The following is a 22,870-nucleotide window of genomic DNA, read 5'->3' as shown; positions in this document are numbered from 1 at the left end:
GGGCCTGTTCGCGCGCGGCGCTAGTCGACGACCGGGCGCAGATGCCGGTCGAGCGCCGCGAGGCGCTGCGGTGTCCCGACATCAAGCCAGTAGCCGCGATAGAGCGCGCCACGCACCCGGCCGGCGTCCATCGCCTCCCGCAGCAGCGGGCCGAGCGGCGCTTTCGTTCCCGCTGCGAGGGCGGCGAACAGCGCCGGACGATAGACGCCGATGCCGGAAAACGTCTGCCGCGGCTCGCCGTCGCGACGCAGGCGCTCGCCGTCGAGACGAAAGTCGCCGCCGGGGTGATGGTCCGGGTTGGGCACCATCACGAGGTGGGCGAGGTCGCCCGTCGCGGCAAGTTCCGCGCCGACGGGGCGCAGCGCGGCGAGGTCCGCGTCGCAGAAGACGTCGCCGTTGATGACGAGGAAAGGCGCGTCGCCGAGCAGCGCCAGCGCCTGGCGGATGCCGCCGGCAGTCTCCAGCGCCTCGGCTTCGGCGGAGTAGGTGATATGCAGGCCGAACTGCCGGCCGTCGCCGAGCGCCGCTTCAATCATCGTTCCCAGATGGGCGTGGTTGATGACGACGTCGGTGAAGCCCGCGGCACGCAGGCGCTCGAGGTGCCACACGATCAGCGGCTTGCCGCCGGCGGCGAGCAGCGGCTTCGGGCAGGCGTCGGTCAGCGGGCGCATGCGCTCGCCGCGCCCGGCACCGAGGATCATCGCGCGCATCAGAACGTGTAGCCGACTTCGACCGGTTCGGGATCGACCTGGTCGAGCAGCCGCAGCAGGGGCGTGAGGTCGCGGTAGCGCTTGCAGGCGCGGCGCAGGTAGTCCATCACCCGCGGCATGTCGGCGAGGTAGCCGTCCTTGCCGTCACGGTGACACAGACGGGCGAAAATGCCGAGCACCTTGATGTGGCGCTGCACGCCCATCCACTCGTAGTCGCGGTGGAAGTCGGAGAAGTCCTCGCGTACCGGCAGGCCGAGCTTGCGTGCAGCTTCCCAGTAGCGCGCGAGCAGATCGAGCGTGAAGTCCTCTTCCCAGTGGATGTAGGCGTCCTTGAGCAGCGACGCGAGGTCGTAGGTCAGCGGACCGTACACCGCGTCCTGGAAGTCGATGACGCCGGGGTTGCGGCCGTCGGCGAGGTGCATCAGGTTGCGCGAATGGTAGTCGCGATGCACGAACACCTGCGGCTCGGCGAGGTTGACGGCGAGGATGCGGTCGAACACGCCATCCAGCGCCGCGCGCTGGCGCTCGTCGAGGCTCACCCCCTTGTGGCGCGCGATGTACCACTCGGGGAACAGCATCAGTTCGCGCCGCAGCAGTTCGCGTGAATATTCCGGCAGCACCCCGGGGCGGCTCGCTTTCTGGATCGCGATCAGCGTGCCGAGGGCGTCGGCGTAGAGGTTGGCGGCATTCGCCGGAGTCAGCGCGGCGAGGTAGGTCGTGCTGCCGAGATCCGACAGCAGCAGGAAGCCCTGCTCCGGGTCGCGCGCGAGCACTTCGGGGACGTGGGCGCCGGCAGCGCCGAAGAGTTCGGCGACCTCGAGCCAGGGGCGCGTGTCCTCGTGTTCGGGCGGTGCGTCCATGACGATGCGGCTCGGGCTGCGGTCGGCAAACCGCACGCGGAAATAGCGCCGGAAGCTGGCGTCGGCCGATGCCGGGCTCAGTTCGAAATCCTGTCCGGGTAGCTGCGCCGTCAGCCAGGCGTTCAGTTGGGTGAGTCTTTGCACCGGGTTCTCCGCGAGGCTTCGTGTAAAATCGATGAGTTTATCAAAGGCTTCGACCGTGCCGCTCGCCGTCGGGCTGACTCTTGACGATTGGGGAAGACGCTTGCGCGAAACGCGATTGAGAACGCGGCTGAAGCTTATTCCGCTGCTGATATGCTGCTTCTCGGGAGCTGCGGTGGCGGCTGGATTGCCACCGCTGGTGGTTTCGCCGGACCTGGTGAAAAGCCGTCCGGAACGTCCGGCCGGACAGGCGCCGGCCCCAAGCCCGGAGGTGCCCGAGGTGCAGCAGCCGCCTGCCGCGGCGAAGCCCTCGACCCCGCCCGAATCGCCCGCAGCTGCGGTGCTGCCCCCGGCCGTGACTCCCGCCGAACCGGCTGCCGCCGCTGCGCCTGCAAAAAGCGCGCCGATCGCTGCCGGAGCGACCGAGATCCGCGCACAGCAGATCAGCGGAACGCGAGCGGTCGAACTGGTCGCGGAAGGCAAGGCCGAACTGCGGCGCGACGGCATCCTGCTGTCCGCGGATCGGCTGACATACAGCGAGCTGACCGACGAGGCGCGGGCCGAAGGCAATGTGCTGTTGGCACAGGGGACGGACCGGGTCGAGGGGCCGCGTGCGAATCTGAAGATCGCCGAGCAGGTCGGCGAATTCGAGGCACCGCAATACCGCTTCAGTCGCCGCTCCGATCCGGCGCCGGGCGAGCCGGTGCGCGAGATCTCCGGCAGCGGGCATGCCGACGTGCTGCACTTCGAAGGCGAGAACCAGTATCGCCTGGAAAACGCGACGTGGTCGACCTGCCAGGCCGACGACCCGGACTGGTACATCAAGGCGCGCGACCTCGAGCTCGACTACGACCGCGAAGTCGGCGTGGTGCGCGGCGGGTCGGTAATCTTCCAGGACGTGCCGATCTTCTGGTGGCCGTGGGCCGAATTTCCGCTCGTCGCCCAGCGCCAGTCCGGGTTCCTGTCGCCGACCGTCGGCGTCTCGAACAAGGCTGGCGTCGACGTCTCCGTGCCCTATTACTGGAACCTCGCGCCGAACTACGACGCGACGTTCGCGCCGCGCTTCATGGGGCGGCGCGGCGTGCAGCTCGGCGGCGAGTTCCGTTACCTGACGCCGGGCTACCGTGGCCAGTCGCGCGTCGAGTGGTTGCCGCGCGACGCCGTCACCGGCGAGGAGCGTGCGCTCGGATCGGTGCAGCACCAGCAGCAGATCACGCCGCACCTGTACGGTTCGCTCGACCTGAACGGCGTCTCCGACGACCAGTATTTCGAAGACCTCAGCTCGCGCCTGTCGGTCGCGTCGCAGGTCAACCTGTTGCGCGAAGGCCGCCTGAGCTATGTCGCGAGCGACTGGTGGAGCGCGTCGGCGCTGGTGCAAAGCTACCAGACGCTGTCCGGCGAGGATCCTTACCGGCGTCTGCCGCAGCTGCTGCTGAACGCGAACCGGCAGGACATGGCGGCGGGAACGGTCTTCGGCTTTCGCGGCGAATACGTGCAGTTCGAACATTCGGACAGCCGCAAGCCGGAAGGCAGCCGCTTCACGCTGTATCCGCAGCTGTCATTGCCGTTCGAACGCCCGGGCTACTACGTGACACCGAAAATCGGCGTGCATCACACGCAATATGCGCTCGACCGCGACCTGGCCGGCGAGAGCGACTCGATCACGCGGACGCTGCCGATCTTCACGCTCGACAGCGGGCTCCGCTTCGAGCGCGACACGACGTTGTTCGCCCGCGACTATCTCCAGACGCTGGAGCCGCGCATCTACTACGTGCGCACGCCGTACCGCAACCAGGACGACATCCCGGTTTTCGACACGGCCCGCTTCGACTTCGGCTTCGCGCAGATCTTCTCCGAAAACCTCTATGCCGGCGGCGACCGCATCGCCGACGCGAACCAGGTCACCGCGGCCGTGACGTCGCGGCTGATCGATCCGGGAACTGGCGCCGAGCGCATGCGCGCAACGCTCGGCCAGCGCTACTACTTCGACGACCAGCGCGTCGCGCTGCCGGGCGAACCGCGCCGTGGCGAGCGCCGCGCCGACATGCTGGCGGCGTTCAGCGGGCGGGTGACGACGAGCTCGTCGATCGATTCGGCGTGGCAGTACAACCCGCGCGAACAGTTGACGGAGCGCTTCAACTTCACCGTGCGCTATCAGCCGGAATTCGCGAAGGCGCTCAATCTCGGTTACCGTTATTCGCGCGAGGTGCTGGAGGATCTCGACCTTTCCGGGCAGTGGCCGCTCGGCCGCGGCTGGTACGGCGTCGCGCGCGTGACGCGCTCGCTGAAGGAGAACCGCATCACCGAGACCATCGCGGGCCTCGAATACGATGGCGGCTGCTGGGTGGTGCGCAGCGCCGTGCACCGTTTCGCGACCAATCCCGACGACGTCACCGAGGCGCTCTTCGTGCAGCTTGAACTCAACGGCCTGGCCAGTGTCGGTTCCAGTCCGGTCAATCTGCTCAAACGCAGCGTTGCGGGATATGGCAAGATCAACGAACCCGTGTCCGACCGCGTCTTCGGAGCCTACTGAGTCCGGCGGCCGTATTTCAGCGATACACGAGTCGATTCATTTTTCGAGAAACCATGATACGAATTCCCTTGCGTCGCATTTCCTGGCGTGGAACTCCCGCGCGCCTCAGTCTCATCCTGTTCGCCGCCCTGTCCTGCGCCGCAGCCCTGTTTCCGGCTCATGCGGCCAATCCCCGCTCCGTCGAAGTCGACCATATCGCCGCGGTCGTGAACAACGAAGTCATCACGGCGAGGGAATTGCGTGAGCGGGTCGAGCAGGCGATTCACCAGTTGAACCGCCAGGGCACGCCGCAACCGCCAGCCGACGTGCTCGAGCGGCAGTTGCTCGAGCGTCTGGTGCTCGAGCGGGCGCAGCTGCAGCTGGCGCGCGAGACGTCGCTGCAGGTCGACGAGGCGACGCTCGAACGGGCGATCGCGCGCATTGCGGAGAGCAACCGTCTGACCATGGCGCAGCTGCAGGCCGCGCTCGAAAAGGACGGTGTCAGCTGGAGCCGCTTCCGCGACAATATCCGCACCGAAATCCTGCTGACGCGCCTGCGCGAGCGCGAAGTCGACAGCCGCATCGTCGTGACCGACGCCGAAGTCGACAACTTCCTCGCGAACAACGCCGATGCACTGTCCGGCGAGGAATTCGAGCTCGCCCACATCCTGATCCGCGTGCCCGAAGCGGCAACGCAGCAGCAGATGGCGGCCCTCGTCGCGCGCGCCGAAACTGCGAAACAGCGGCTCAATTCGGGTGACGACTTCGCGCGTGTTGCCGCGAGCTATTCCGACGCCCCGGATGCGATGAACGGCGGTGCGCTCGGCTGGCGCAGCCGCGACCGCCTGCCGCCGCTGTTCGCCGAAGCGGTGGGCGAGCTGAGCCCCGGCAGCGTGTCGCCGGTGCTGCGCAGCTCGGCGGGCCTGCACATCGTCAAGCTGCTCGACAGGCGCGGCGGCGCGGCGGCCGGTCCGCAGCAGCTCGAACAGACGCGGGCGCGTCACATCCTGATCCGGACTTCGGAAATCCTCAACGACAGCGACGCGGAAAGCCGCCTGCTCGGGTTGCGCGAGCGGATCGTCAACGGCGCGAGTTTCGCCGAGCTCGCGAAAGCGCATTCGGCGGACCTGTCGTCGGCGAAAGGCGGCGATCTCGGCTGGCTCAGCCCCGGCGACACCGTCCCCGAATTCGAGCGCGCGATGAACGCGCTCCAGCCGGGCGAAGTGAGTGCGCCGGTGCGTTCGCCGTTCGGCTGGCATCTGATCCAGGTCGAGGCGCGCCGGGTCCAGGACGTGTCGGACGAGCGCAAACGCAACGCGGCGCGCAATGCGCTGCGCGAGCGCAAGGCCGACGAAGCGTTCGAGGATTGGCTGCGCCAGCTGCGCGACCGCACGTATGTCGAGTACCGGACCGGCAGGGAATAGCTCGGCACCGTGGCTTCCCCTCCGATCCTTGCAATCACCAGCGGCGAGCCGGCCGGCATCGGCCCCGAGCTGTGCGCGCACCTCGCGCGCCGCGACTGGCTGCTGCGCCCGGTCGTGCTCGGCGACCTCGAGCTGATCCGGACGCGCGCAGCCGGCGCAGCGCTCGTGCGCGCCTACACGCCCGACGTGCCTGCGACAGCCGGCGTGCTCGACGTGCTGCACCTGCCGCTCAACGTCGCCGCACGCCCCGGCCGCCTCGATCCCGCCAACGCCGGCTACGTCCTCGCGCTGCTCGACCGGGCGCTGCACGGTTGCCGAAGCGGCGAGTTCGACGCGATCGTGACTGCCCCGGTGCACAAGGGCGTCATCAACGACGCCGGCGTCGCGTTCAGCGGCCATACCGAATACCTCGCCGAACACACCGGCACGCCGCGCGTCGTGATGATGCTCGTCGGCGGCGGGCTGCGCGTCGCGCTCGCGACCACCCATTTGCCGCTCGCAGCCGTGGCGGGCGCGATCACGCCGGCGCTGCTCGACGAGACGCTGCGCATCCTGCACGCCGATCTGGTCGGACGCTTCGGGCTCGTCGCGCCGCGCATTCTCGTCGCCGGCCTCAACCCGCACGCCGGCGAGAGCGGGCACATGGGACGCGAGGAGATCGACGTCATCGCGCCGGTGCTCGAGCGCTTGCGCGGCGAAGGCATGCACCTCGTCGGACCGCTGCCGGCCGACACGCTGTTCGTGCCGCATACGCTCGGGCAGGGCGACGCGGTGCTCGCGATGTACCACGACCAGGGCCTGCCGGTGCTCAAGCACGCGAGCTTCGGCGGTGGCGTGAACGTCACGCTGGGCCTGCCGGTCATTCGCACGTCCGTCGACCACGGCACTGCGCTCGATCTCGCCGGCACGGGCGTGGCCGATCCGGGCAGCCTGTTCGCCGCAGTCGAACTCGCGACGACGATGGTGCAGAGCCGGGATGCCGCGCGATGAGCGAACACCGCGCGCGCAAACGCTTCGGCCAGAACTTCCTGTCGGACCCCAACATCATCCGCAAGATCATCGACGCGATCCGCCCGCTGCCGGGCGACACCGTCGTCGAGATCGGCCCGGGGCTCGGTGCGATGACCGATCCGCTCGTCGAGCGGCTCGGTCACCTGCACGTCGTCGAGATCGACCGCGACCTGATCGCCCGGCTGCATGAACGTTATTCGCCGGAGCAGCTGACGATCCACGAAGGCGACGCGCTGAAGTTCGATTTCGCGACGCTCGGCGCGCCGTTGCGCGTCGTCGGCAACCTGCCGTACAACATCTCGACGCCGCTGCTGTTCCACCTCGCCGAGTTCGCGGCCGGCGTGCGCGACATGACTTTCATGCTGCAGAAGGAAGTCGTGATGCGCATGGTCGCCGAGCCGGGCACCGAGGACTACGGCCGCCTGTCGGTGATGCTGCAATACCGCTTCCGCATGGGGCGGCTGTTCGATGTGCCGCCCGGCGCGTTCCGCCCGGCGCCGAAAGTGACGTCGAGCATCGTCCGCATGATGCCGCTGCCGGCAGACGATCGCACTGCGCAGGACGAGGCGCTGCTCGAGCGTGTCGTTGCCGCCGCGTTCGGCCAGCGCCGCAAGACGCTGCGCAACACGCTGCGCGAATGGCTCGACGAAGCGGATTTCCCCGCGCTCGGAATCGACCCGGGCTTGCGCGGCGAACGCCTGACCGTCGCCGACTACGTCGCGATCACGAACTACATCGCCGCGAAGTCGCCGCGCGCGCTCGCGAGCACGTGATCCGGCGCGGCGTGCCCCGCACCTGCAGGCCCTTCGGCGCCATCGGGGAACGGGCGTCGAGGCAGACCGCCGTAGCGCTCAGGCTTTCGTGAGCGGGCAGGTGCGCAGCCCGAAAAGGGTATAGGCCGGGCACCAGCCGAGCAGCCCGGTCGCGAGTGGGACGACGCCGATCCACGTCCAGGGACTGCCGATGCCGAGGATCGCGAGGATGACCAGGACCAGCCCGGCGACGATGCGCAGGATCCGGTCGATGCCGCCGATGTTTGCATTCATGATGTTCTCCGTTGCGCTGCGTGGATGACGAGCGTATTGGACCACCGCGCCGCCGCACGGTCTGTAACCTCGGTTACACAGCGCAGGCGTCGGCCTTATTCGTGGCGCCCTTCGCTTGCCATGCGGCGCAAGCCCACGGGATCGAGGATCTCGATCTGCTCGCGCGACAGCTTCACCAGCCCCTGCACTGCAAAGCTCTTGAGCAGGCGGCTGACGAATTCGCGCACCGTGCCGAGCTCGTCGGCGAGCTGCTGGTGCGTGACATGCAGCACGCGCCCCTTGCCGAGCAGCTGGCCGGCAAGGCGCTGGTCGAGGCGGTGGAACGCGACTTCCTCGATCAGCTGCATCAGGTCGGCAATGCGCTCGGCGAACAGGTGGAAGACGAAATCGCGGAACGCCGGCTCGGCGAGAAGCGCGTCGAACTCGGCTTTCGGCAGCAGCATCAGCACCGTGTCGGACTCGGCGATGCCGCGCGCGTTGTAGTCCTCGTGGCCGAGCAGGCAGGACGACGAGATGATGCAGGTTTCGCCCGCCGCGACCCGATACAGCGGCAGCTCGCGGCCGTTGGCAGCGCACTTGACGACGCGCACTGACCCTTCGACGACGAACGGGAAACCTTCGCACGCCTGGTGATCGTCGAACAGCACTGCGCCGGCCGGCACGCGCGCCCAGCGCGCGTTCTCGAGCACGCGCTGCCGCGCCGCTTCGGACAGCGCGGCGATCACCGGATAGCGGTCGGCGAGGCGGGCCGGCTCTGGCAGGGGCGAAGGCGTCATCATCGTCTTTCCGTCGTGCGCTGCGGCGATGGGACTACACCTCGAGTTCGACGATCACCGGAGCGTGGTCGGACGGGCGTTCGAGCTTGCGCGGCGCCTTGTCGATCGTACACGCGCAGCACACATCGCGCAGCGCCGGCGACAGCAGGACGTGGTCGATGCGCAGGCCGAAGTTGCGCCGGAAAGCCGCCATGCGGTAGTCCCACCACGAAAAGCTCCTGTCGTCCTGCGGAAAAAGACGGTAAGCGTCGGTCAGGCCGAGGCCGGTCAGCGCGGCGAACGCGGCGCGTTCGGCGGGTGAGACGTGGATCTCGTCCTTCCAGTCGGGATGCGCATCGCGGTCTTCGGGCGCGATGTTGAAGTCGCCCGTCAGCACCAGCCGCTGATGTGCCTTGAGTTCTTCGCGCAGCCACTCGGTCAGGGCCGCGACCCAGCGCAGCTTGTACGCGAATTTCTCCGAGCCGAGCGCCTGTCCGTTCGGGAAATACCCGCAGATCACGCGCACGCCGTTCACCGTCGCGGCGAGCACGCGTTTCTGTTCGTCATCGAAGCCCGGGATGCCGTAGCCGATGTCGCCGAGCGCAGAGCGGCTCAGGATCGCCACGCCGTTGTAAGTCTTTTGCCCGCTGAACGCTGCGTGGTAGCCGGCCGCGTCGAGTTCGGCGGTCGGAAACGACTTGTCCTCGAGCTTGAGTTCCTGCAGGCACAGCACGTCGGGCCGGTTGGCCGCGAGCCAGTCGAGCACTTGGGGCAGGCGGACCTTGAGGGAGTTTACGTTCCAGGTGGCGATTTTCATCGTGTGCAGGGTGGCATGGGGATTGAACAGTTCGGCCGGGTCGGCGGTGTCGGAAATTCTTACAACGTGCGGGGATGATGCACGCGAGCCTCGCGGTGCCCGCTGCAATTCATTGCATCCACGCCGTGTCCTGCGCGTGGCATAAAACTGGCTTTGGTTCTCGGGAGGCTATGACATGGCGTCATGCGCACCTGACGCATTTCGTCATGAAGGGGGACAGCGATGGCACTCAGTGGATGCGAGATGCGAGTCGATTGGGCCATGCGCCAGTTTGTCGGGACCATCATCGATTACCTCGCCCGCGGGGGCGACCATGCGAACGCGCAGATGAACATGACCGAGCGCGGCGTGCCGCTGCACGTGCAGCGGCGCGTGCTGGAGGGAACTGCCTCGGTTCTCTGAGTCTTGCGCAGCCCCGCGGCAGCGGGGCTGCGGCACGTCTCAGGCGCTCACCATGCCGTTGTGCCGCAACAGCGCATCCACCCGGGGTTCGCGGCCGCGGAAAGCCTTGAACGATTCGAGCGCCGGGCGGCTGCCGCCGACGGCGAGGATTTCGCGCCAGAAGCGTTCCCCCGTTTCACGATCCAGCAACGTCCCTTTTCCGGCCCCCGCCTCCTCGAATGCCGCGAACGCGTCGGCCGACAGCACTTCGGCCCATTTGTAGCTGTAATACCCGGCCCCGTAGCCGCCGGCGAAAATGTGCGAGAAGCTGTGCGGGAAGCGGTGCCAGGGCGGCGGGATGATCACTGCGACTTCGCGTCGCACTTCGTCGAGCAGCTCCAGGACGCGCTCGATCGGAACCGGTCCTGCCGACGCGTCGACTTCGCCGTGCAGACGCAGGTCGAACATCGAGAACTCGAGCTGTCGCACCGTCTGCATGCCGCTCTGGAAGTTCTTCGCCGCGATCATCTTGTCGAAGAGCTCGCGTGGCAGCGGTTCCCCGGTGTCGACGTGCGAAGTCATGCCGCTGAGCACGTCCCATTCCCAGCAGAAGTTCTCCATGAACTGGCTCGGCAGCTCGACGGCGTCCCACTCGACGCCGTGGATGCCTGAAACCGCGAGGTCGTCGACTTGCGTCAGCAGGTGGTGCAGGCCGTGACCGCATTCGTGGAACAGCGTCAGCACGTCGTCGTGCGTGAAAGTGGGCGCCTTGCCCCCGACCGGGCCGGGGAAGTTGCACACCAGGTAGGCGACCGGCGTCTGCGTGCCGCGCGGGCCGACGTAGCGGCTCCGCGCCGAGTCCATCCACGCGCCGCCGCGCTTGGTCTCGCGCGCGTGCAGGTCGAGGTAGAAATGCCCGACGGTCGCGCCGTCCCGGTCGATGCGGAAGAAATGCGCGTCCGGATCCCACAGCGGAGCATTGTCGGCGACGATGTCGACGCCATACAGCGTGCGGATCACGCCGAACAGGCCTTCGAGCACTTTCGGTTCGGGGAAATACTGCTTCACTTCCTGGTCCGAGAACGCATAACGGGCCTGGCGCAGCTTTTCCGACGCATAACCGATGTCCCACGGCTCGAGCGGATCGAGGCCCAGTTCCGTGCGGGCGAACGCCTGCAACTCGGCGAGATCGCGCTCGGCGAACGGCTTGGCTTTCGTCGCCAGCTCGCGCAGGAAGGCGAGCACCTCCTCGGGCGTTTCGGCCATCTTCGGCACGAGCGACACTTCGGCGAAGTTGCGGTACCCGAGCATTTTCGCCTCTTCGGCGCGCAGCGCGAGGATACGGCCGATCAGCGGCCCGTTGTCGAGCTCCGGCTTGCCCTGTTCCGACGCGCGCGTCGCATACGCACGATACATTCGCGCGCGCAGTTCGCGGTTGTCGGCGTACTGCATCACCGGCAGGTACGCGGGCATCTGCAGCGTGAATTTCCAGCCCGGCTTGCCGTCGCGTTCGGCCGCTGCACGCGCCGCGGCGATCGCGTCGCCCGGCAGGCCGGCGAGCTGCGCTTCGTCGTCGATCCATTCGGCGTGGGCGTTGGTGGCGTCGAGCAGGTTCTCGGAGAATTTCGCCGCGAGCGCCGACTGCTCTTCCTGGATTTCCTTGAAGCGCGGCTTGTCGGCGTCGGGCAGTTCGGCCCCCGACAGGCGGAAGTCGCGCAGCTCGTGGTCGATGATGCGCTGGCGCGCCGGCGACAGCATGTCGTATTCGGCGCTGTCGTGCAGCAGCCGGTATTTGTCGAACAGCTCGAGGTTCTGCCCGACTTCGGCATAGAAGCTCGACACTTCGGGCAGCATCGCGTTGTAGGCTTCGCGCCATTCGGGCACGTCCATGACGCTGTGCAGGTGGCCGACGATGCCCCACGCGCGCCCGAGCCGTTCGCCTTCCTCGGTCATCGGCGTGACGAAGTTCGCCCACGTCGGCGGCGCGGGATCGGCGACGAGCTCCGCGATCAGCGCGCGGTTCTCGTCGATGAGCTGGCGGATTGCCGGCGCGACGTGTTCCGGGCGGATGTCATCGAAGCGCGGCAGCGCCGAAAAATCGAGGAGGGGATTGGACATGGGGATTCTCCGGCAGGCAGGAAGGAAGACAGGAGGAAAGACAGGAGAAACGGGCGCTGGAGCACGTGTCACATTCTAACCGCATCGCCGCTGCGGGGTTTCCCGGGCGCGGCTTTTCACTGCGGGGCAGAACGGGCATTACTCGACGAGATCCTTGTAGGCATGCCAGCTGGCGTGGCCGAGCAACGGCAGCAGCACGATCATGCCGGCCATCGTCGCGAAACCGACGGCGATCAGCACGACGATGATCAGCGCCCACACTGCCATCGTGCCGAAGTTCGCGCCGACCGCGCGCGCACTCGCGACCATTGCCGTGACGACATCGGTGTCGCGGTCCATCAGCATCGGCACGGACACCGCCGACAGCGCGAAGACCACGGCTGCGATTGCGCCGCCGATGACGAGGTACCACACGACGAACGAGGCCGACGCGCCCGTCAGGAACACTTCCAGGAAAAAGCTGCCCAGACCGCTCGCGTCTTCGGGGTAGAACGACGCGAACAGCAGCGCCGACAGCCGTTCCCAGCCGAGCAGCACAAAAACGAGGAAGGCACCGAAATACAGCAGGTGATCGGCATGCGTGCTCAACCCGCGCAGCGAATCGATGAAGCTGGCCGGTTCGCCGCAGTCGTGACGCCGCGAAATCTCGTACAAGCCGGCCGCAGCGACCGGGCCGACGAGGAAGAAGCCGGAAATCGCTGCCGTGAACAGATGCGGCAGGCCGGTCGCATAGCCGAGGATGAACGAACCGGCAGCCGCGAACAGCAGCCCGTAGCTCAGGCTTGCCGGCAGATTGTCGCGCATGTCGGCCCAGCCCCTGCGCAGCCACGCGAAAGGTCGCGCACTGTTGACCTGCCGTATCTGAGGGAGCTGGAAACGCGGATCGAGCGCACCGTGTGGCTTGTCCATGACGCGACCTCCTCCGGAACAGGACACGCGAGTTTTCTGCCCGCTCCCTAGTGCCGCCGGCGCAGGCATCGCGACGCAAATTAGAGAGAGGTGCCGGCCGCAAGTTCGCGACCGGCAATCCGTCGGGCGTTACCGGTCGGGCCTGTCGTCGGGAGAGGTGCCGTTCAGGCCAGCGACTGTCCGGTGAGGCGCTCGAACGCTTCGCGGTACTTTGCCGCGGTCTTCGCGATGACGTCCGCCGGCAGGCGCGGGCCCGGCGCTTTCTTGCCCCAGGTCAGCGTCTCGAGGTAGTCGCGCACGTACTGCTTGTCGTAGCTCGGCGGGCTGGTGCCTTCGCGGTAGCTGTCGGCGGGCCAGAAACGCGACGAGTCCGGCGTCAGCGCCTCGTCGATGAGGTGCAGCGTGCCGGCGGCGTCGACGCCGAACTCGAACTTCGTGTCCGCGATGATGATGCCGCGCCCCGCGGCATAGTTTGCCGCTTCGACGTACAGCGCGAGCGCGGCATCGCGCGCCTCGGCGGCGAGACGGGCGCCGTTCGTGCCGCTGCCGGCGAGCAGACCGGTCAGTTCGGCGGCGCAGCGCGTCTGGGCTTCGGCGAACGAGATGTTTTCGTCATGATCGCCGACGTCGGCTTTCGACGCGGGGGTGAAGATCGGCGACGGCAGCTTCGCGGCTTGGGTAAGCCCCGCGGGCAGCCTGATGCCGCAGATCGCGCCGGTGTCCTGGTAGTCCTTCCAGCCCGAGCCGATCACGTAGCCGCGCACGACCGCTTCGATCGGCAGCGGCTTGAGCCGTTTGACGACCAGCGCGCGGCCGCGCACCTGGTCGCGCTCGTCGCTCGTGACGACCGCTTCGGGGTCGATGCCGGTGAGCTGGTTCGGCACGATGTGGCCGAGGCGCGCGAACCAGAACGCGGCCATCGCGGTCAGCACGCGCCCCTTGTCCGGAATCGGGTCGGGCAGGATGACGTCGAACGCGGACAGCCGGTCGCTGGTGACGATCAGCAGCTTGTCGGCATCGACGGCGTAGATGTCGCGGACCTTGCCGCGACCGAGCAACGGCAGGCTCTTGATGGTGGATTCGAACAGGGGTTGGGCCACGATCGGACTCATTCAGGCAAAACGCGATTATAGGCCAGCTTGTCCGGCAGTCGCTCACCGCGCGGCGCCCGCTCAGTGGCCCGGCACTGCCTCCTCGGCGGCAAGCTGGCGGCGCATGCGGCGCAGGCCGAGCGCGACCAGCCCGGCGATGATCGGGATCGACACCGCGGTGATGACTTCCGGCGTCGCCGGCGCAAGATAGTCCTTGCCGCCTTTCGCGAGGTATTGCACGAGCTGCGACGCGTAATACGTGATGGCCACGACCGACAGCCCTTCGACCGTCTCCTGCAGCCGCAGCTGCAGCTTCGCGCGGCGGTTCATCTGCGCCAGCAGTTCTTGGTTCTGCCGCTCGATCTCGATGTCGACGCGCGTGCGCAGCAGCTGCGAATTGCGCGCGATGCGGCCCGACAGGTCTTCCTGCCGGCGCGCCATCGTCGCGCAGGTCGCGATTGCCGGAGCGAGCCGGCGGTCCATGAACTCGCGGATCGGCGGGTAACCGTCGAGGCGGACTTCGCGCAGATCCTCGATGCGCTGGCGTACCAGCTGGTAATACGCGGCGGCGGCGCCGAAGCGGAACGTCGTGCGCGCGACGGAGCGCTCGACTTCGGCGGCGAGCCGGGTCAGCCGATTCAGGACGTGGCGTTCATCATCGGTCGAGGTGGAATTGCCCATGTTGTCCGTCAGGTCCGCGAGTTCGCCCTCGGCGCGCGCGAGCAGCCGGCCGACGTCCTTCGCGACGGGAAACGCGAGCAGCGCCATGACGCGGTAGGTTTCGATTTCGACGAGCCGCTGGACGCTGCGGCCGGCCTGCCGCGGAGTCAGCGAGCGGTTGAAGACGACAAAGCGTGAAAACCCCTCGACGATGCGGAAATCGGTCAGTACCCAGCCTGCGCCGCCGGCAATCTGCGAGGCGACGGTCGGAATGAAGTCATGACCCTCCTGGGCAATGACTGTTTCGGGCGGCACATCGTCCGCATCGCGCACTTCGACCTGGGTCGCGACGATCAGCTGACCCGGGATGCTCTTGCGCCACCCGGCCGGAACCGCCAACAGCGCCGGATCCGCGTCGTCGCCGGTGCGCGGGCCGTCGCGGAAGAACGTATAGCTCGAAAATTCGCTGTGCCGTTCCCATCTGAGGCGGAATTCGCCGGCGTCCAGCGACACGTGGCCGGTGTCCGTGGAAACCTCCGGCAGGCCGAGTTGCGCAGCGAGCTGATGAAGGTGCGCGGGCTCGAGATCGGCGCTGCCGTCGATGTGCAGGAAGGCGAGGTAGCTGACGAGTGCCGGCGTATGGAGCGGCACTGGCGGGCGCGAGTGAACTTCGTCGTTCAGCGCGCGGCGCTGGGGGTGTTCTTCGAACAGGGGCATGATGAGGGGACGAGCTGCAGGATCGTGCAAGAGTACCCATCCTGCAGGCAGCGCGGAAGCGCTGCGGCGCCGGGCGTCCCGACGACGGCCCGGCGGCAAGGCGACGCGGACTCAGTAGCGCGGAGTTTGCAGCGGTTGCTGCTGTGGCGACTGTTGCTGTACCGGCCGCTGCTGTGCCGGCTGCTGCGCCGGTTGTTGCTGTGCCGGCTGCTGCGCCGGAACGATCAGCATTTCGACGCGCCGGTTCTGCGCGCGTCCGGCGGCGGTGCTGTTGTCGGCAACCGGACGCGTCAGGCCGTAGCCGACCGCGGCCAGCCGGTTTGCGTCAACGCCGCGCTGGATCAGGTGGCTGCGTACCGCGCTGGCGCGGTTCTCCGACAGCGTCTGGTTGTAGCTCGCCGAGCCGACCGAATCGGTGTGCCCTTCGATCTGGACGACGGTGTCCGGATACTGCTGGATGCTCTGCGCGAGCTGGCCCAGCACCGGCTGGAACTGCGGCTTGATGTCCGCGCGATTCGTGTCGAACGTGATGTTCTCCGGTGCCTGCAGACGGATCGTGTCGCCCTGGCGCTGGACCTCGACGCCGGTGCCTGCCATCTGCTCGCGCAGTTCCGCTTCCTGCTTGTCCATCTGGCGGCCGATCAGCCCGCCGACCGTCGCGCCGACGGCTGCGCCGATCAGGCCGCCTTTGGTGCGATCACCGGATCCCGACACGACGCTGCCGAGCACGGCACCGGCACCGGCGCCGATCGTCGCTCCGCGGGCGGTTTTCGCGGTGTCGCCGTAGTAGGGGTTCTGGGCGCAACCAGCGATCAGCAGCGTCGTGACGGTGGCAAGAAGGGCTGTTTTCATCATTCGTGACCTCTACGTGTTGTTGTGTTTTATGCACTGATTGTGACCCGTGCTGTCGCGCCTATCGATCGATTGCACGCAGCGTCGCGAGCGCGGTTTCGCGCAGCGGGCCGCCGAGCTCGACCGCGCGCTGTGCGGCGTGTCTCGCTTCATCCCGTCGTCCGAGTTCGAGCAGCACCGAGGCGTGGTTGTTCCATGCCGCGGCCGAGTCGTGGCGGGCAGCGGCGTCGCGGAACGCCTGTTCGGCGCCGGCCTTGTCGCCGGCTGCATGGCGCGCGTTGCCGAGACCCATCGCCAGCACCAGGCTGTCGGGCCAGCGCGCGAGCGCGCCGGCGTAGGCTCGCGCGGCGGCATCGGGCGGCGCACTGCGTTCGAACGCGACGAGCGCCCGCGTCGCTTCGTCCTCGGTCGCCGTGACCGGCAGCCTGCCCGGAGGCAGCGCGACGAAAGCCCACCGCTGCGACCGGTCCCAGGTGTGTTCGAACGTGCGAAACGCGAGTTCGAGGCGCTCGGTCGTGCCGGAGCGCAGCATAAACGTCGCCGCGTCGAAGTCATAGCCGACGACGACCGCATAGTGCCAAGTGGGCGCCCATGACAGGCCGAGGTTCTGCAGCACGATCACCGGATGACCCGCTGCAGTCTCGCGCATCACCGCTTCGAGCGAACCCGGCAGCAGCGTCGCGACCATGCCGTGGCGCCGCGCGCCGGCAAGCATCTCGAGCTGCAGCGAGCCTTCGCGCCCGGGCAGGAACACCTCGTCGACGAGCGTTTGCGGCAGGATCTCGGGGCCGTTCGCCGACAGCGCCGTCGCCAGCGCTGCCGGCCCGCACTGGAGTTCCAGCTGCGGGAAGAACGGCGTCTGCACCAGCTCGACCTGCCGGGGCAGGTCGGGCGGCGGGCGGGCGAGCAGCCGCGGCGCCTGCACTGCGCAGCCCGCCAGCGCGAGCATCAGCAGCATCGCCGCGCCCAGCGCGGCGAAAGGAGACGCAGAGGGTCGGCGGAGGCCGGGCCGCACGGCGTCGTTCGGTCCGTTAGCGGACCGAACGGGTGAACGGGAAGATTTTCGTCAAGCCGAGGATGTCGGTGACGAGCAACACGATGAACACGAACAGCAGCACGCCGAGCACGTCGGAGCCGCCGGCCGGCGCGTTCTCGATCTGCTGCGCGAGCATCGACGCTTCGTCATCGGTCAGGGCCGCAATGCGTTCCTTGGCGATATCGGGACTCAGCCCGAAGCGTTCGAGCTGGGCCTGCACGTCGGCGCGGGTCATCAGCGCTCCGAGACGCGCGTGCGGTGAATCCTCGGGAGAAGCTGCCGCCATGCCGGCGACCTGTTCGGTCGTCACGAGTGCTGCCTGCGCGGCCTGGATCATCGTCGCGTTGGAAAAGCAGATGACCAGCAGCATTGCGAACAGTCGTTGTAGCTGTTTCATGATTCGTCTCCTCTTCTTGTTCGACCGGGAACCGCCGCGCCCTTACCGTTCGCACGCTGGAACGGTCGGAGCCTTTTCATTCTAGGCGCAGCCGCCGGCGTTCGCGAGGACAAAGGAGTATCGAAAAGTATGTCAATGCGGTCGCGGGTCGAGCGCTTCGGTAATCCCTGGCGCGGGTCGGCGAGAACGAACGGATCGCCCGCTTCGACGACGCGTCCGATGCACCGCCATGCCGGGCGATTGCGAACCGGATCGCTTGTAAAACGCGTTACTGCCGTGGCGACCCGCCTCGTCGCGGGAGGAGTGCGACGACATGTCGCAGGTCGCCGGGCACGTCGATGTCATGCATCGTCTCGCCGACGTGCAGTGACCAGCCGATCTCGCGTAGTCGGGCGATCGTCATCGCGGCGACCGTTTCGGTGCTCCACGCGATGCCGCTGAAGAGCTGCGGGTGGAAACGCGACAGGCCGAGCAGCACGTAGCCGCCGTCGGTGCTCGGGTGGATCACGGCGTCGTGCGTGAGCAGGGTGACTGCCGCGGCACGCAGCACTGCGGGCCCGAGTTCGACGCAATCAGTGCCGATCAGCAGCGCCGCCTCGCCCCGTTCAGTCGTGCGCCGCGCCGCGCGCGCCATGCGTTGGCCGAGGTCTCCCTCGCCCTGGTCGGTAACGGTGACTTCGGCGGGCAACGCGATCTCGCGCCACGCGAGCGTGCCGACATGCGGAGTGGCAACGAGTTCGACCGGCCCGACTGCCGCGGCGAGAGCGGCGGCGAGCGTATCGTCCAGCATGCGCCGTGCAAGCGCCGCCGCGCCGACGGTCCCGAGCGCCGGGACCAGCCGCGTTTTGACGAAACCGGGCCGAGGCGCCTTGGCGAAGACGAGGATGCGTACGGGCTTCGCCGCTGCGGCTTCGGCGGCCATCTCAGTACGCGCCGGGCCGCCCCAAGCGTACTGACGCCCCCACGGGGGGCAGCGAACGCAGTGAGCGTGGGGGTCGTTCCATCTCAGCGGTACCGCTCGGCGAGCTGCTCGGCCGGCACGCCGCGCCACCACGCCCAGCGCAGCCGCCACATCAGCAGGATCGTCCGCCACACGCCGCGCGTCTCCCAGCGCCGTCCGGACGTATGCACGCGCTGATGCGCGCACGCCGGACGAGAGACCGCTTTCAGGCGTCGGGACAGTTCGAGGTCTTCCATCAGCGGCAACGGCGCAAAGCGGCCGACGGCCTCGAACGCCTCGCGCGTGACGAAAACCGCTTGGTCGCCGGTCGCGATGCCGGTGAGCCGCGAACGCAGGTTCATCATCGCCGCGACGATGCGCAGCATCGGGCTGCGACCGTCGATATCGACGTCGAAACGGCCCCAAGCGCGACCGTCGTGCAGCGCCGCGGCGACGATATGGTCGGCGGACTGCGGCAGAGTCGTGTCGGCATGGAGGAACAGCAGCGTGTCGCCGGTCGCGCGGGCAGCACCGGCGTTCATCTGGAGCCCTCGGCCGGCAGGGCTGCGGAGGGCGACGACCCCCGCGCGTTCGGCGATCCCGGCCGAGCCGTCGCTGCTGCCGCCATCCACGACGATGATCTCGACGCCGCGCGCGTGCAGCGGGGCGAGGCGCGCGAGCAGCCCGGGCAGGTTGCCGGCCTCGTTCAGGACCGGGATGACGATCGAGAGCTTCATCGTCCGATGCAGCCGCGACAGTGGACAGACATCTGTTTCTCCGTGGGCGGGGGCGTGCGCGACGCACCGCTCGGTGCGCGGAGCGTGCCGGCTGCAGCGGCCCGCAGTCTACACTCGTGGCCAGTCACGTCATTGCCGTCCGTCGGAACGGAAAGCTTCCCCGGCGAGGCGACATCGACAACCTTATCTGCGGGAGGCGCGCATGAAAAGAGTGTTGCGACTTCGCGGTCGCGTCGCGTACAGCACGGGAAGGATCGTGCTCGCATGTTTGCTGGTGTTTGCCGCGGAAATCTTCCCGGCGCCGCTCCTGCCGCAGACGCCGGCACCGTTCTCGGCAGCCGAACCGGGCACACCGCCGCCCGCGCCGTGGCGACACCAGCCGCTGCCGCGAGTCGAACGGCAGAACCGCTTCGACCTCGTCGAGGACGACGGCCGGACAGTCCTGCGGGTCCGCTCGGATGCCGCCGCGTCGACGCTCGCCCAGCCGCTCGATATCGACCCGGCTAAAACGCCGCTGCTGGAATGGCGCTGGAAAGTTTCCCGCCCGGTGGCCGGCTCGGACTTCAGCCACAAGGGCGGCGACGACTACGCCGCGAGGGTGTACGTGCTGTTCGACTATCCGGTCGAACGGCTGTCGCTCGCCGACCGGGCCAAGATCACGCTCGGGCGCGCGCTGTACGGCGCCGACCTGCCCGCGGCCGCGCTCGCGTACGTATGGGGTGCAGCGCAGCCGCCGGGCGCGATCGGCCCGAACCCTTATACCGACCGCGTCAGGATGGTCGTCGTCGATAGCGGCGCAGCGCACGCCGGGCAGTGGGTCAGCGTGCGCCGCAATGTCGCGGCCGATTTCCGCGCGGCTTTCGGCGAAGCCGCGCCGCGCATCGTCGGCATCGCGGTCAGCGCCGATACCGACAACACCGGCGAGCGGGTGACGACGCTGTTCGGCGACCTGCGCTTCGTTGCCGACCGATGACGCGAGGCGCGCTCAGCGCACGACCTGGGTCAGTTCACCGCTCTTGTAACGGGCAGCGATTTTTTCCAGCGGCATCGGCTTGATGCGGCTCGCCTGGCCGGCGCAGCCGAACGCTTCGAAGCGCGCCTTGCAGACCAGCTTGGCCGCTTCGCGCGCCGGCTTGAGGAACTCGCGCGGGTCGAACTTCGACGGATTCTCGGCCAGGAACTTGCGCACCGCGCCGGTCATCGCGAGGCGGATGTCGGTGTCGATGTTGATCTTGCGCACGCCGAACCTGATCGCCGTCTGGATCTCCTCGACCGGCACGCCGTACGTCTCCTTCATGTCGCCGCCGTACTGGCGGATGATCTCGAGGAGTTCCTGCGGCACGCTCGACGAGCCGTGCATGACCAGGTGGGTGTTCGGGATGCGCGCATGGATCGCCTTGACGCGGTCGATCGCGAGGATGTCGCCGGTCGGCTTGCGGCTGAACTTGTACGCGCCGTGGCTCGTGCCGATCGCGATCGCGAGCGCGTCGCAGTCGGTCTGCCTGACGAAGTCGGCAGCCTGGTCGGGGTCGGTCAGCAGCATCGAATGGTCGAGCGTACCTTCGGCGCCGAGCCCGTCTTCCTCGCCGGCCTGACCCGTCTCGAGCGAGCCGAGGCAGCCGAGTTCGGCTTCGACCGTGACGCCGATCGCATGGGAAAACTTGACCACCTCGCGGCTCACCGCGACGTTGTAGTCATACGACGACGGGGTCTTGCCGTCTTCGAGCAGCGACCCGTCCATCATCACGCTCGAGAAGCCCGAGCGGATCGCCGCCATGCAGATCGCCGGCGACTGACCGTGGTCCTGGTGCATGACGACCGGGATGTGCGGGTAAGCTTCGATGGCGGCGTCGATGAGATGGCGCAGGAACGGCTCGCCGGCGTATTTCCGCGCGCCGGCCGAAGCCTGCATGATGACCGGGCTGTCGGCCTCGGCGGCCGCTTCCATGATCGCCTGGACCTGTTCGAGGTTATTGACGTTGAACGCCGGCAGGCCGTAGCCGTTCTCGGCGGCGTGATCGAGCAGCTGGCGCATCGAAACGAGGGGCATGGTACTTCTCCGCAGTTGGGTCGCCGGCACGGCGGGCGCGCGACGTTGAAATTTGGACCGCATTCTAGCGCTGTTCGTGCATCGTGGGCCCGGCGGTCGGCGAACGGGGTTTCGAGGTGAAACGGCGCGCCTAGGCCGAACCTTCTCGAGCCTTGCCCGCATCGCGGGCGTGACGGCGGCGCTCGCGCTCGTCCGGCGGTACCGACCCGGCGGGGCCCGATTTACTGGTCGCCGACGTGCGGCGGCGGGTGTTCGCCGACGCGCACGATCTTCAGCGTGTTCGTGCCGCCGGCCGCGCCGATCGGCTCGCCGATCGTCAGCACGATCAGGTCGCCGCGCTCGACGACGCCCTGGTCGATCAGGATCTGCTCGGCCTCCCACAGCAGCACGTCGCGATCCTCGTGGGTCTGCGACATCAGCAGCGGGAAGACTTCGCGGTACAGCGTCATCTGGTTGCGCGCGCTCGCTTCGGGAGTCAGGGCGTAGATCGGCACGCCGCTGTTGAGGCGGCTCATCCACAGCGCGGTCGAGCCGGTCTGCGTCAGCGACGCGATCGCCTTGACCTTGAGGTGCCAGGCCGTCCAGATCGCCGCCATCGCGATCGACTGGTCGATGCGCGTGAAGACCCGGTTCAGCACGTCGCGGTCGAGCGCGACGTCGGAAGACTTCTCGGCCTCGAGGCACACGCGGCTCATCGCCTCGACGACTTCGACGGGGAACCTGCCGGAGGCGGTTTCGGCCGACAGCATCACCGCGTCGGTGCCGTCGAGCACCGCGTTGGCGACGTCGGAGACTTCGGCGCGCGTCGGCACCGGGCTGGTGATCATCGACTCCATCATCTGCGTCGCGGTGATCGTCAGCTTGTTGCGGTCGCGCGCGGCACGGATCATCTTCTTCTGCAGCGCTGGCACGGCCGCGTCGCCGACTTCGACGGCCAAGTCGCCGCGCGCGACCATGATGCCGTCGGACGCGTCGAGGATCTCTTCGAGGTTCGCGACCGCTTCGGTGCGCTCGATCTTCGCGATCAGCAGCGCATCGACCCCCGACGCGCGCATCAGCTGGCGCGCCATGTACATGTCGGCCGCACTTTTCGGGAACGACACTGCGACGAAATCGACGCGGATCTTCGCCGCCGTCTTGATGTCGTCCATGTCCTTCGCGGTCAGCGCCGGCGCGGTCAGGCCGCCGCCCTGGCGGTTGATGCCCTTGTTGTTCGACAGCGTGCCGCCGACCTTGACGATGGTGTGGATCTCGTGGCCGATGACGCGCGCGACCGTCAGCTTCAGCCGCCCGTCGTCGAGCAGCAGCACGTCGCCGGCCTTGACGTCCTTCGGCAGGTCCTTGTAGTCCAGCCCGACCCGCTCCGCGTTGCCCAGCTCGCAACGCGCATCGAGGATGAAGTCGGCATCGCGCCGCAGTTCGATCTGCCCTTCGGCGAACTTGCCGACCCGGATCTTCGGTCCCTGCAGGTCGGCGAGGATGCCGACCGGCCGGCCCGCCAGCGATGCCGCTTCGCGGATCGCTTCGGCGCGTGCGACATGATCCTCCGCCTTGCCGTGCGAGAAATTCATCCGCACGACATCGACGCCGGCATGGACCATGCGTTCAAGCACCTGCGGGTCGGACGAGGCGGGGCCGAGCGTGGCGACGATCTTGGTGTGGCGTGGCATGGTGAGTCCGTTGTGGTCGGCCGGAGGAAGGGGGTC

Annotated in this window: 22 protein-coding genes; 6 read left to right on the top strand and 16 right to left on the bottom strand. The window is 67.9% G+C overall.

From position 1 onward, the window contains the following. Nucleotides 1-20 precede the first annotated feature (20 nt). The gene (locus PA01_04145; protein ID KON82295.2) at nucleotides 21-710 is read right to left on the bottom strand and encodes a nucleotidyltransferase family protein; all 690 of its coding nucleotides are present in this window, start codon (nucleotides 708-710) and stop codon (nucleotides 21-23) included. Continuing rightward, the gene (locus tag PA01_04140; protein ID KON80920.1) at nucleotides 710-1,714 is read right to left on the bottom strand and encodes a phosphotransferase; all 1,005 of its coding nucleotides are present in this window, start codon (nucleotides 1,712-1,714) and stop codon (nucleotides 710-712) included. The genes PA01_04145 and PA01_04140 overlap by 1 nt, the downstream gene beginning before the upstream one ends. Before the next feature lie 172 nt (nucleotides 1,715-1,886). On the opposite strand from PA01_04140, the gene lptD reads away from it, so the two are divergent. From lptD to rsmA, 4 genes are read left to right on the top strand one after another with little or no spacing between them, the layout of a single operon-like run. Next, complete coding sequence (gene lptD / locus PA01_04135) at nucleotides 1,887-4,244, top strand: LPS assembly protein LptD (GenBank protein KON82294.2); 2,358 nt, start codon at nucleotides 1,887-1,889, stop codon at nucleotides 4,242-4,244. A 53-nt stretch (nucleotides 4,245-4,297) separates the two neighbouring features. Then, nucleotides 4,298-5,647, top strand: a complete 1,350-nt coding sequence (locus tag PA01_04130) for a peptidylprolyl isomerase (GenBank protein KON80919.2) — start codon at nucleotides 4,298-4,300, stop codon at nucleotides 5,645-5,647. Nucleotides 5,648-5,656: 9 nt separating this feature from the next. Further along, complete coding sequence (pdxA, locus tag PA01_04125) at nucleotides 5,657-6,637, top strand: 4-hydroxythreonine-4-phosphate dehydrogenase PdxA (protein KON80918.1); 981 nt, start codon at nucleotides 5,657-5,659, stop codon at nucleotides 6,635-6,637. After that, nucleotides 6,634-7,431: a 16S rRNA (adenine(1518)-N(6)/adenine(1519)-N(6))-dimethyltransferase RsmA gene (gene rsmA, locus PA01_04120; protein KON80917.1), complete on the top strand. Its 798-nt coding sequence runs from the start codon at nucleotides 6,634-6,636 to the stop codon at nucleotides 7,429-7,431. Before pdxA ends, rsmA begins: the two co-directional genes overlap by 4 nt. A gap of 78 nt (nucleotides 7,432-7,509) precedes the next feature. Here the strand turns inward: rsmA and PA01_04115 are convergent, their stop codons facing one another. From PA01_04115 to xth, 3 genes are all read right to left on the bottom strand, one after another. Further along, nucleotides 7,510-7,704, bottom strand: coding sequence for a DUF2892 domain-containing protein (locus PA01_04115; protein ID KON80916.1), 195 nt, complete (start codon nucleotides 7,702-7,704; stop codon nucleotides 7,510-7,512). A gap of 95 nt (nucleotides 7,705-7,799) precedes the next feature. After that, complete coding sequence (locus PA01_04110) at nucleotides 7,800-8,480, bottom strand: Crp/Fnr family transcriptional regulator (protein ID KON82293.1); 681 nt, start codon at nucleotides 8,478-8,480, stop codon at nucleotides 7,800-7,802. Nucleotides 8,481-8,514: 34 nt separating this feature from the next. Next, entirely contained in the window at nucleotides 8,515-9,276 is a 762-nt protein-coding gene (gene xth, locus PA01_04105; GenBank protein KON80915.1) for an exodeoxyribonuclease III, read from the bottom strand. Between the two features lie 261 nt (nucleotides 9,277-9,537). On the opposite strand from xth, the gene PA01_04100 reads away from it, so the two are divergent. Continuing rightward, the gene (locus PA01_04100) at nucleotides 9,538-9,678 is read left to right on the top strand and encodes a hypothetical protein (GenBank protein KON80914.2); all 141 of its coding nucleotides are present in this window, start codon (nucleotides 9,538-9,540) and stop codon (nucleotides 9,676-9,678) included. 39 nt (nucleotides 9,679-9,717) lie between these two features. Here PA01_04100 and PA01_04095 read toward each other — a convergent pair whose 3' ends face one another. The 9 genes from PA01_04095 to PA01_04055 form a co-directional block, all read right to left on the bottom strand. Then, the gene (locus tag PA01_04095) at nucleotides 9,718-11,775 is read right to left on the bottom strand and encodes a M3 family metallopeptidase (protein KON80913.1); all 2,058 of its coding nucleotides are present in this window, start codon (nucleotides 11,773-11,775) and stop codon (nucleotides 9,718-9,720) included. Nucleotides 11,776-11,913: 138 nt separating this feature from the next. Then, nucleotides 11,914-12,684, bottom strand: coding sequence for a DUF2189 domain-containing protein (locus PA01_04090; GenBank protein ID KON80912.1), 771 nt, complete (start codon nucleotides 12,682-12,684; stop codon nucleotides 11,914-11,916). 164 nt (nucleotides 12,685-12,848) lie between these two features. Next, nucleotides 12,849-13,784 (bottom strand): phosphoribosylaminoimidazolesuccinocarboxamide synthase, encoded by a 936-nt coding sequence (locus PA01_04085; GenBank protein ID KON82292.1) that lies wholly within the window; start codon nucleotides 13,782-13,784, stop codon nucleotides 12,849-12,851. Between the two features lie 72 nt (nucleotides 13,785-13,856). Further along, nucleotides 13,857-15,152: a DUF3422 domain-containing protein gene (locus PA01_04080; protein KON80911.1), complete on the bottom strand. Its 1,296-nt coding sequence runs from the start codon at nucleotides 15,150-15,152 to the stop codon at nucleotides 13,857-13,859. A 111-nt stretch (nucleotides 15,153-15,263) separates the two neighbouring features. Further along, nucleotides 15,264-16,007, bottom strand: coding sequence for an OmpA family protein (locus tag PA01_04075; protein ID KON80910.1), 744 nt, complete (start codon nucleotides 16,005-16,007; stop codon nucleotides 15,264-15,266). A 58-nt stretch (nucleotides 16,008-16,065) separates the two neighbouring features. Further along, nucleotides 16,066-16,962: a PA2778 family cysteine peptidase gene (locus PA01_04070; GenBank protein ID KON80909.1), complete on the bottom strand. Its 897-nt coding sequence runs from the start codon at nucleotides 16,960-16,962 to the stop codon at nucleotides 16,066-16,068. Nucleotides 16,963-17,035: 73 nt separating this feature from the next. After that, nucleotides 17,036-17,437 (bottom strand): PA2779 family protein, encoded by a 402-nt coding sequence (locus PA01_04065; GenBank protein ID KON80908.2) that lies wholly within the window; start codon nucleotides 17,435-17,437, stop codon nucleotides 17,036-17,038. A gap of 268 nt (nucleotides 17,438-17,705) precedes the next feature. Beyond that, nucleotides 17,706-18,359: a TIGR04282 family arsenosugar biosynthesis glycosyltransferase gene (locus PA01_04060; GenBank protein KON80907.1), complete on the bottom strand. Its 654-nt coding sequence runs from the start codon at nucleotides 18,357-18,359 to the stop codon at nucleotides 17,706-17,708. An 83-nt stretch (nucleotides 18,360-18,442) separates the two neighbouring features. Next, nucleotides 18,443-19,114: a TIGR04283 family arsenosugar biosynthesis glycosyltransferase gene (locus tag PA01_04055; GenBank protein KON80906.1), complete on the bottom strand. Its 672-nt coding sequence runs from the start codon at nucleotides 19,112-19,114 to the stop codon at nucleotides 18,443-18,445. A gap of 202 nt (nucleotides 19,115-19,316) precedes the next feature. Between PA01_04055 and PA01_04050 the strand changes: the two genes are divergently transcribed. Beyond that, nucleotides 19,317-20,087 (top strand): DUF3047 domain-containing protein, encoded by a 771-nt coding sequence (locus PA01_04050; protein ID KON82291.2) that lies wholly within the window; start codon nucleotides 19,317-19,319, stop codon nucleotides 20,085-20,087. A gap of 12 nt (nucleotides 20,088-20,099) precedes the next feature. Here PA01_04050 and fba read toward each other — a convergent pair whose 3' ends face one another. Next, nucleotides 20,100-21,164, bottom strand: coding sequence for a fructose-bisphosphate aldolase class II (gene fba, locus PA01_04045; protein KON80905.1), 1,065 nt, complete (start codon nucleotides 21,162-21,164; stop codon nucleotides 20,100-20,102). A gap of 221 nt (nucleotides 21,165-21,385) precedes the next feature. Further along, nucleotides 21,386-22,834 carry a pyruvate kinase gene (pyk, locus tag PA01_04040; protein ID KON80904.1) on the bottom strand — a complete coding sequence of 483 codons (1,449 nt, stop codon included), beginning with the start codon at nucleotides 22,832-22,834 and terminating at the stop codon, nucleotides 21,386-21,388. Nucleotides 22,835-22,870 lie beyond the last annotated feature (36 nt).

Origin of the sequence: Azoarcus sp. PA01 (genome assembly GCA_001274695.2) — a bacterium.
Lineage (GTDB): Bacteria > Pseudomonadota > Gammaproteobacteria > Burkholderiales > Rhodocyclaceae > Aromatoleum.
This window is presented reverse-complemented; position numbering and strand designations above follow the sequence as displayed.

Excerpts from the sequence above, each read along its gene's own strand:
- PA01_04055 (KON80906.1), bottom strand. The coding sequence starts at position 19,114 with ATGAAGCTCTCGATCGTCATCCCGGTCCTGAACGAGGCCGGCAACCTG.
- PA01_04080 (KON80911.1), bottom strand. The coding sequence starts at position 15,152 with ATGCCCCTGTTCGAAGAACACCCCCAGCGCCGCGCGCTGAACGACGAA.
- PA01_04090 (KON80912.1), bottom strand. The coding sequence starts at position 12,684 with ATGGACAAGCCACACGGTGCGCTCGATCCGCGTTTCCAGCTCCCTCAG.
- PA01_04050 (KON82291.2), top strand. The coding sequence starts at position 19,317 with ATGAAAAGAGTGTTGCGACTTCGCGGTCGCGTCGCGTACAGCACGGGA.
- xth (KON80915.1), bottom strand. The coding sequence starts at position 9,276 with ATGAAAATCGCCACCTGGAACGTAAACTCCCTCAAGGTCCGCCTGCCC.
- PA01_04130 (KON80919.2), top strand. The coding sequence starts at position 4,298 with ATGATACGAATTCCCTTGCGTCGCATTTCCTGGCGTGGAACTCCCGCG.
- PA01_04075 (KON80910.1), bottom strand. The coding sequence starts at position 16,007 with ATGATGAAAACAGCCCTTCTTGCCACCGTCACGACGCTGCTGATCGCT.
- pyk (KON80904.1), bottom strand. The coding sequence starts at position 22,834 with ATGCCACGCCACACCAAGATCGTCGCCACGCTCGGCCCCGCCTCGTCC.
- fba (KON80905.1), bottom strand. The coding sequence starts at position 21,164 with ATGCCCCTCGTTTCGATGCGCCAGCTGCTCGATCACGCCGCCGAGAAC.
- PA01_04100 (KON80914.2), top strand. The coding sequence starts at position 9,538 with ATGCGCCAGTTTGTCGGGACCATCATCGATTACCTCGCCCGCGGGGGC.
- PA01_04095 (KON80913.1), bottom strand. The coding sequence starts at position 11,775 with ATGTCCAATCCCCTCCTCGATTTTTCGGCGCTGCCGCGCTTCGATGAC.
- PA01_04070 (KON80909.1), bottom strand. The coding sequence starts at position 16,962 with ATGCTGCTGATGCTCGCGCTGGCGGGCTGCGCAGTGCAGGCGCCGCGG.
- PA01_04110 (KON82293.1), bottom strand. The coding sequence starts at position 8,480 with ATGACGCCTTCGCCCCTGCCAGAGCCGGCCCGCCTCGCCGACCGCTAT.
- PA01_04060 (KON80907.1), bottom strand. The coding sequence starts at position 18,359 with ATGGCCGCCGAAGCCGCAGCGGCGAAGCCCGTACGCATCCTCGTCTTC.
- PA01_04145 (KON82295.2), bottom strand. The coding sequence starts at position 710 with ATGCGCGCGATGATCCTCGGTGCCGGGCGCGGCGAGCGCATGCGCCCG.
- PA01_04115 (KON80916.1), bottom strand. The coding sequence starts at position 7,704 with ATGAATGCAAACATCGGCGGCATCGACCGGATCCTGCGCATCGTCGCC.
- PA01_04065 (KON80908.2), bottom strand. The coding sequence starts at position 17,437 with ATGAAACAGCTACAACGACTGTTCGCAATGCTGCTGGTCATCTGCTTT.
- rsmA (KON80917.1), top strand. The coding sequence starts at position 6,634 with ATGAGCGAACACCGCGCGCGCAAACGCTTCGGCCAGAACTTCCTGTCG.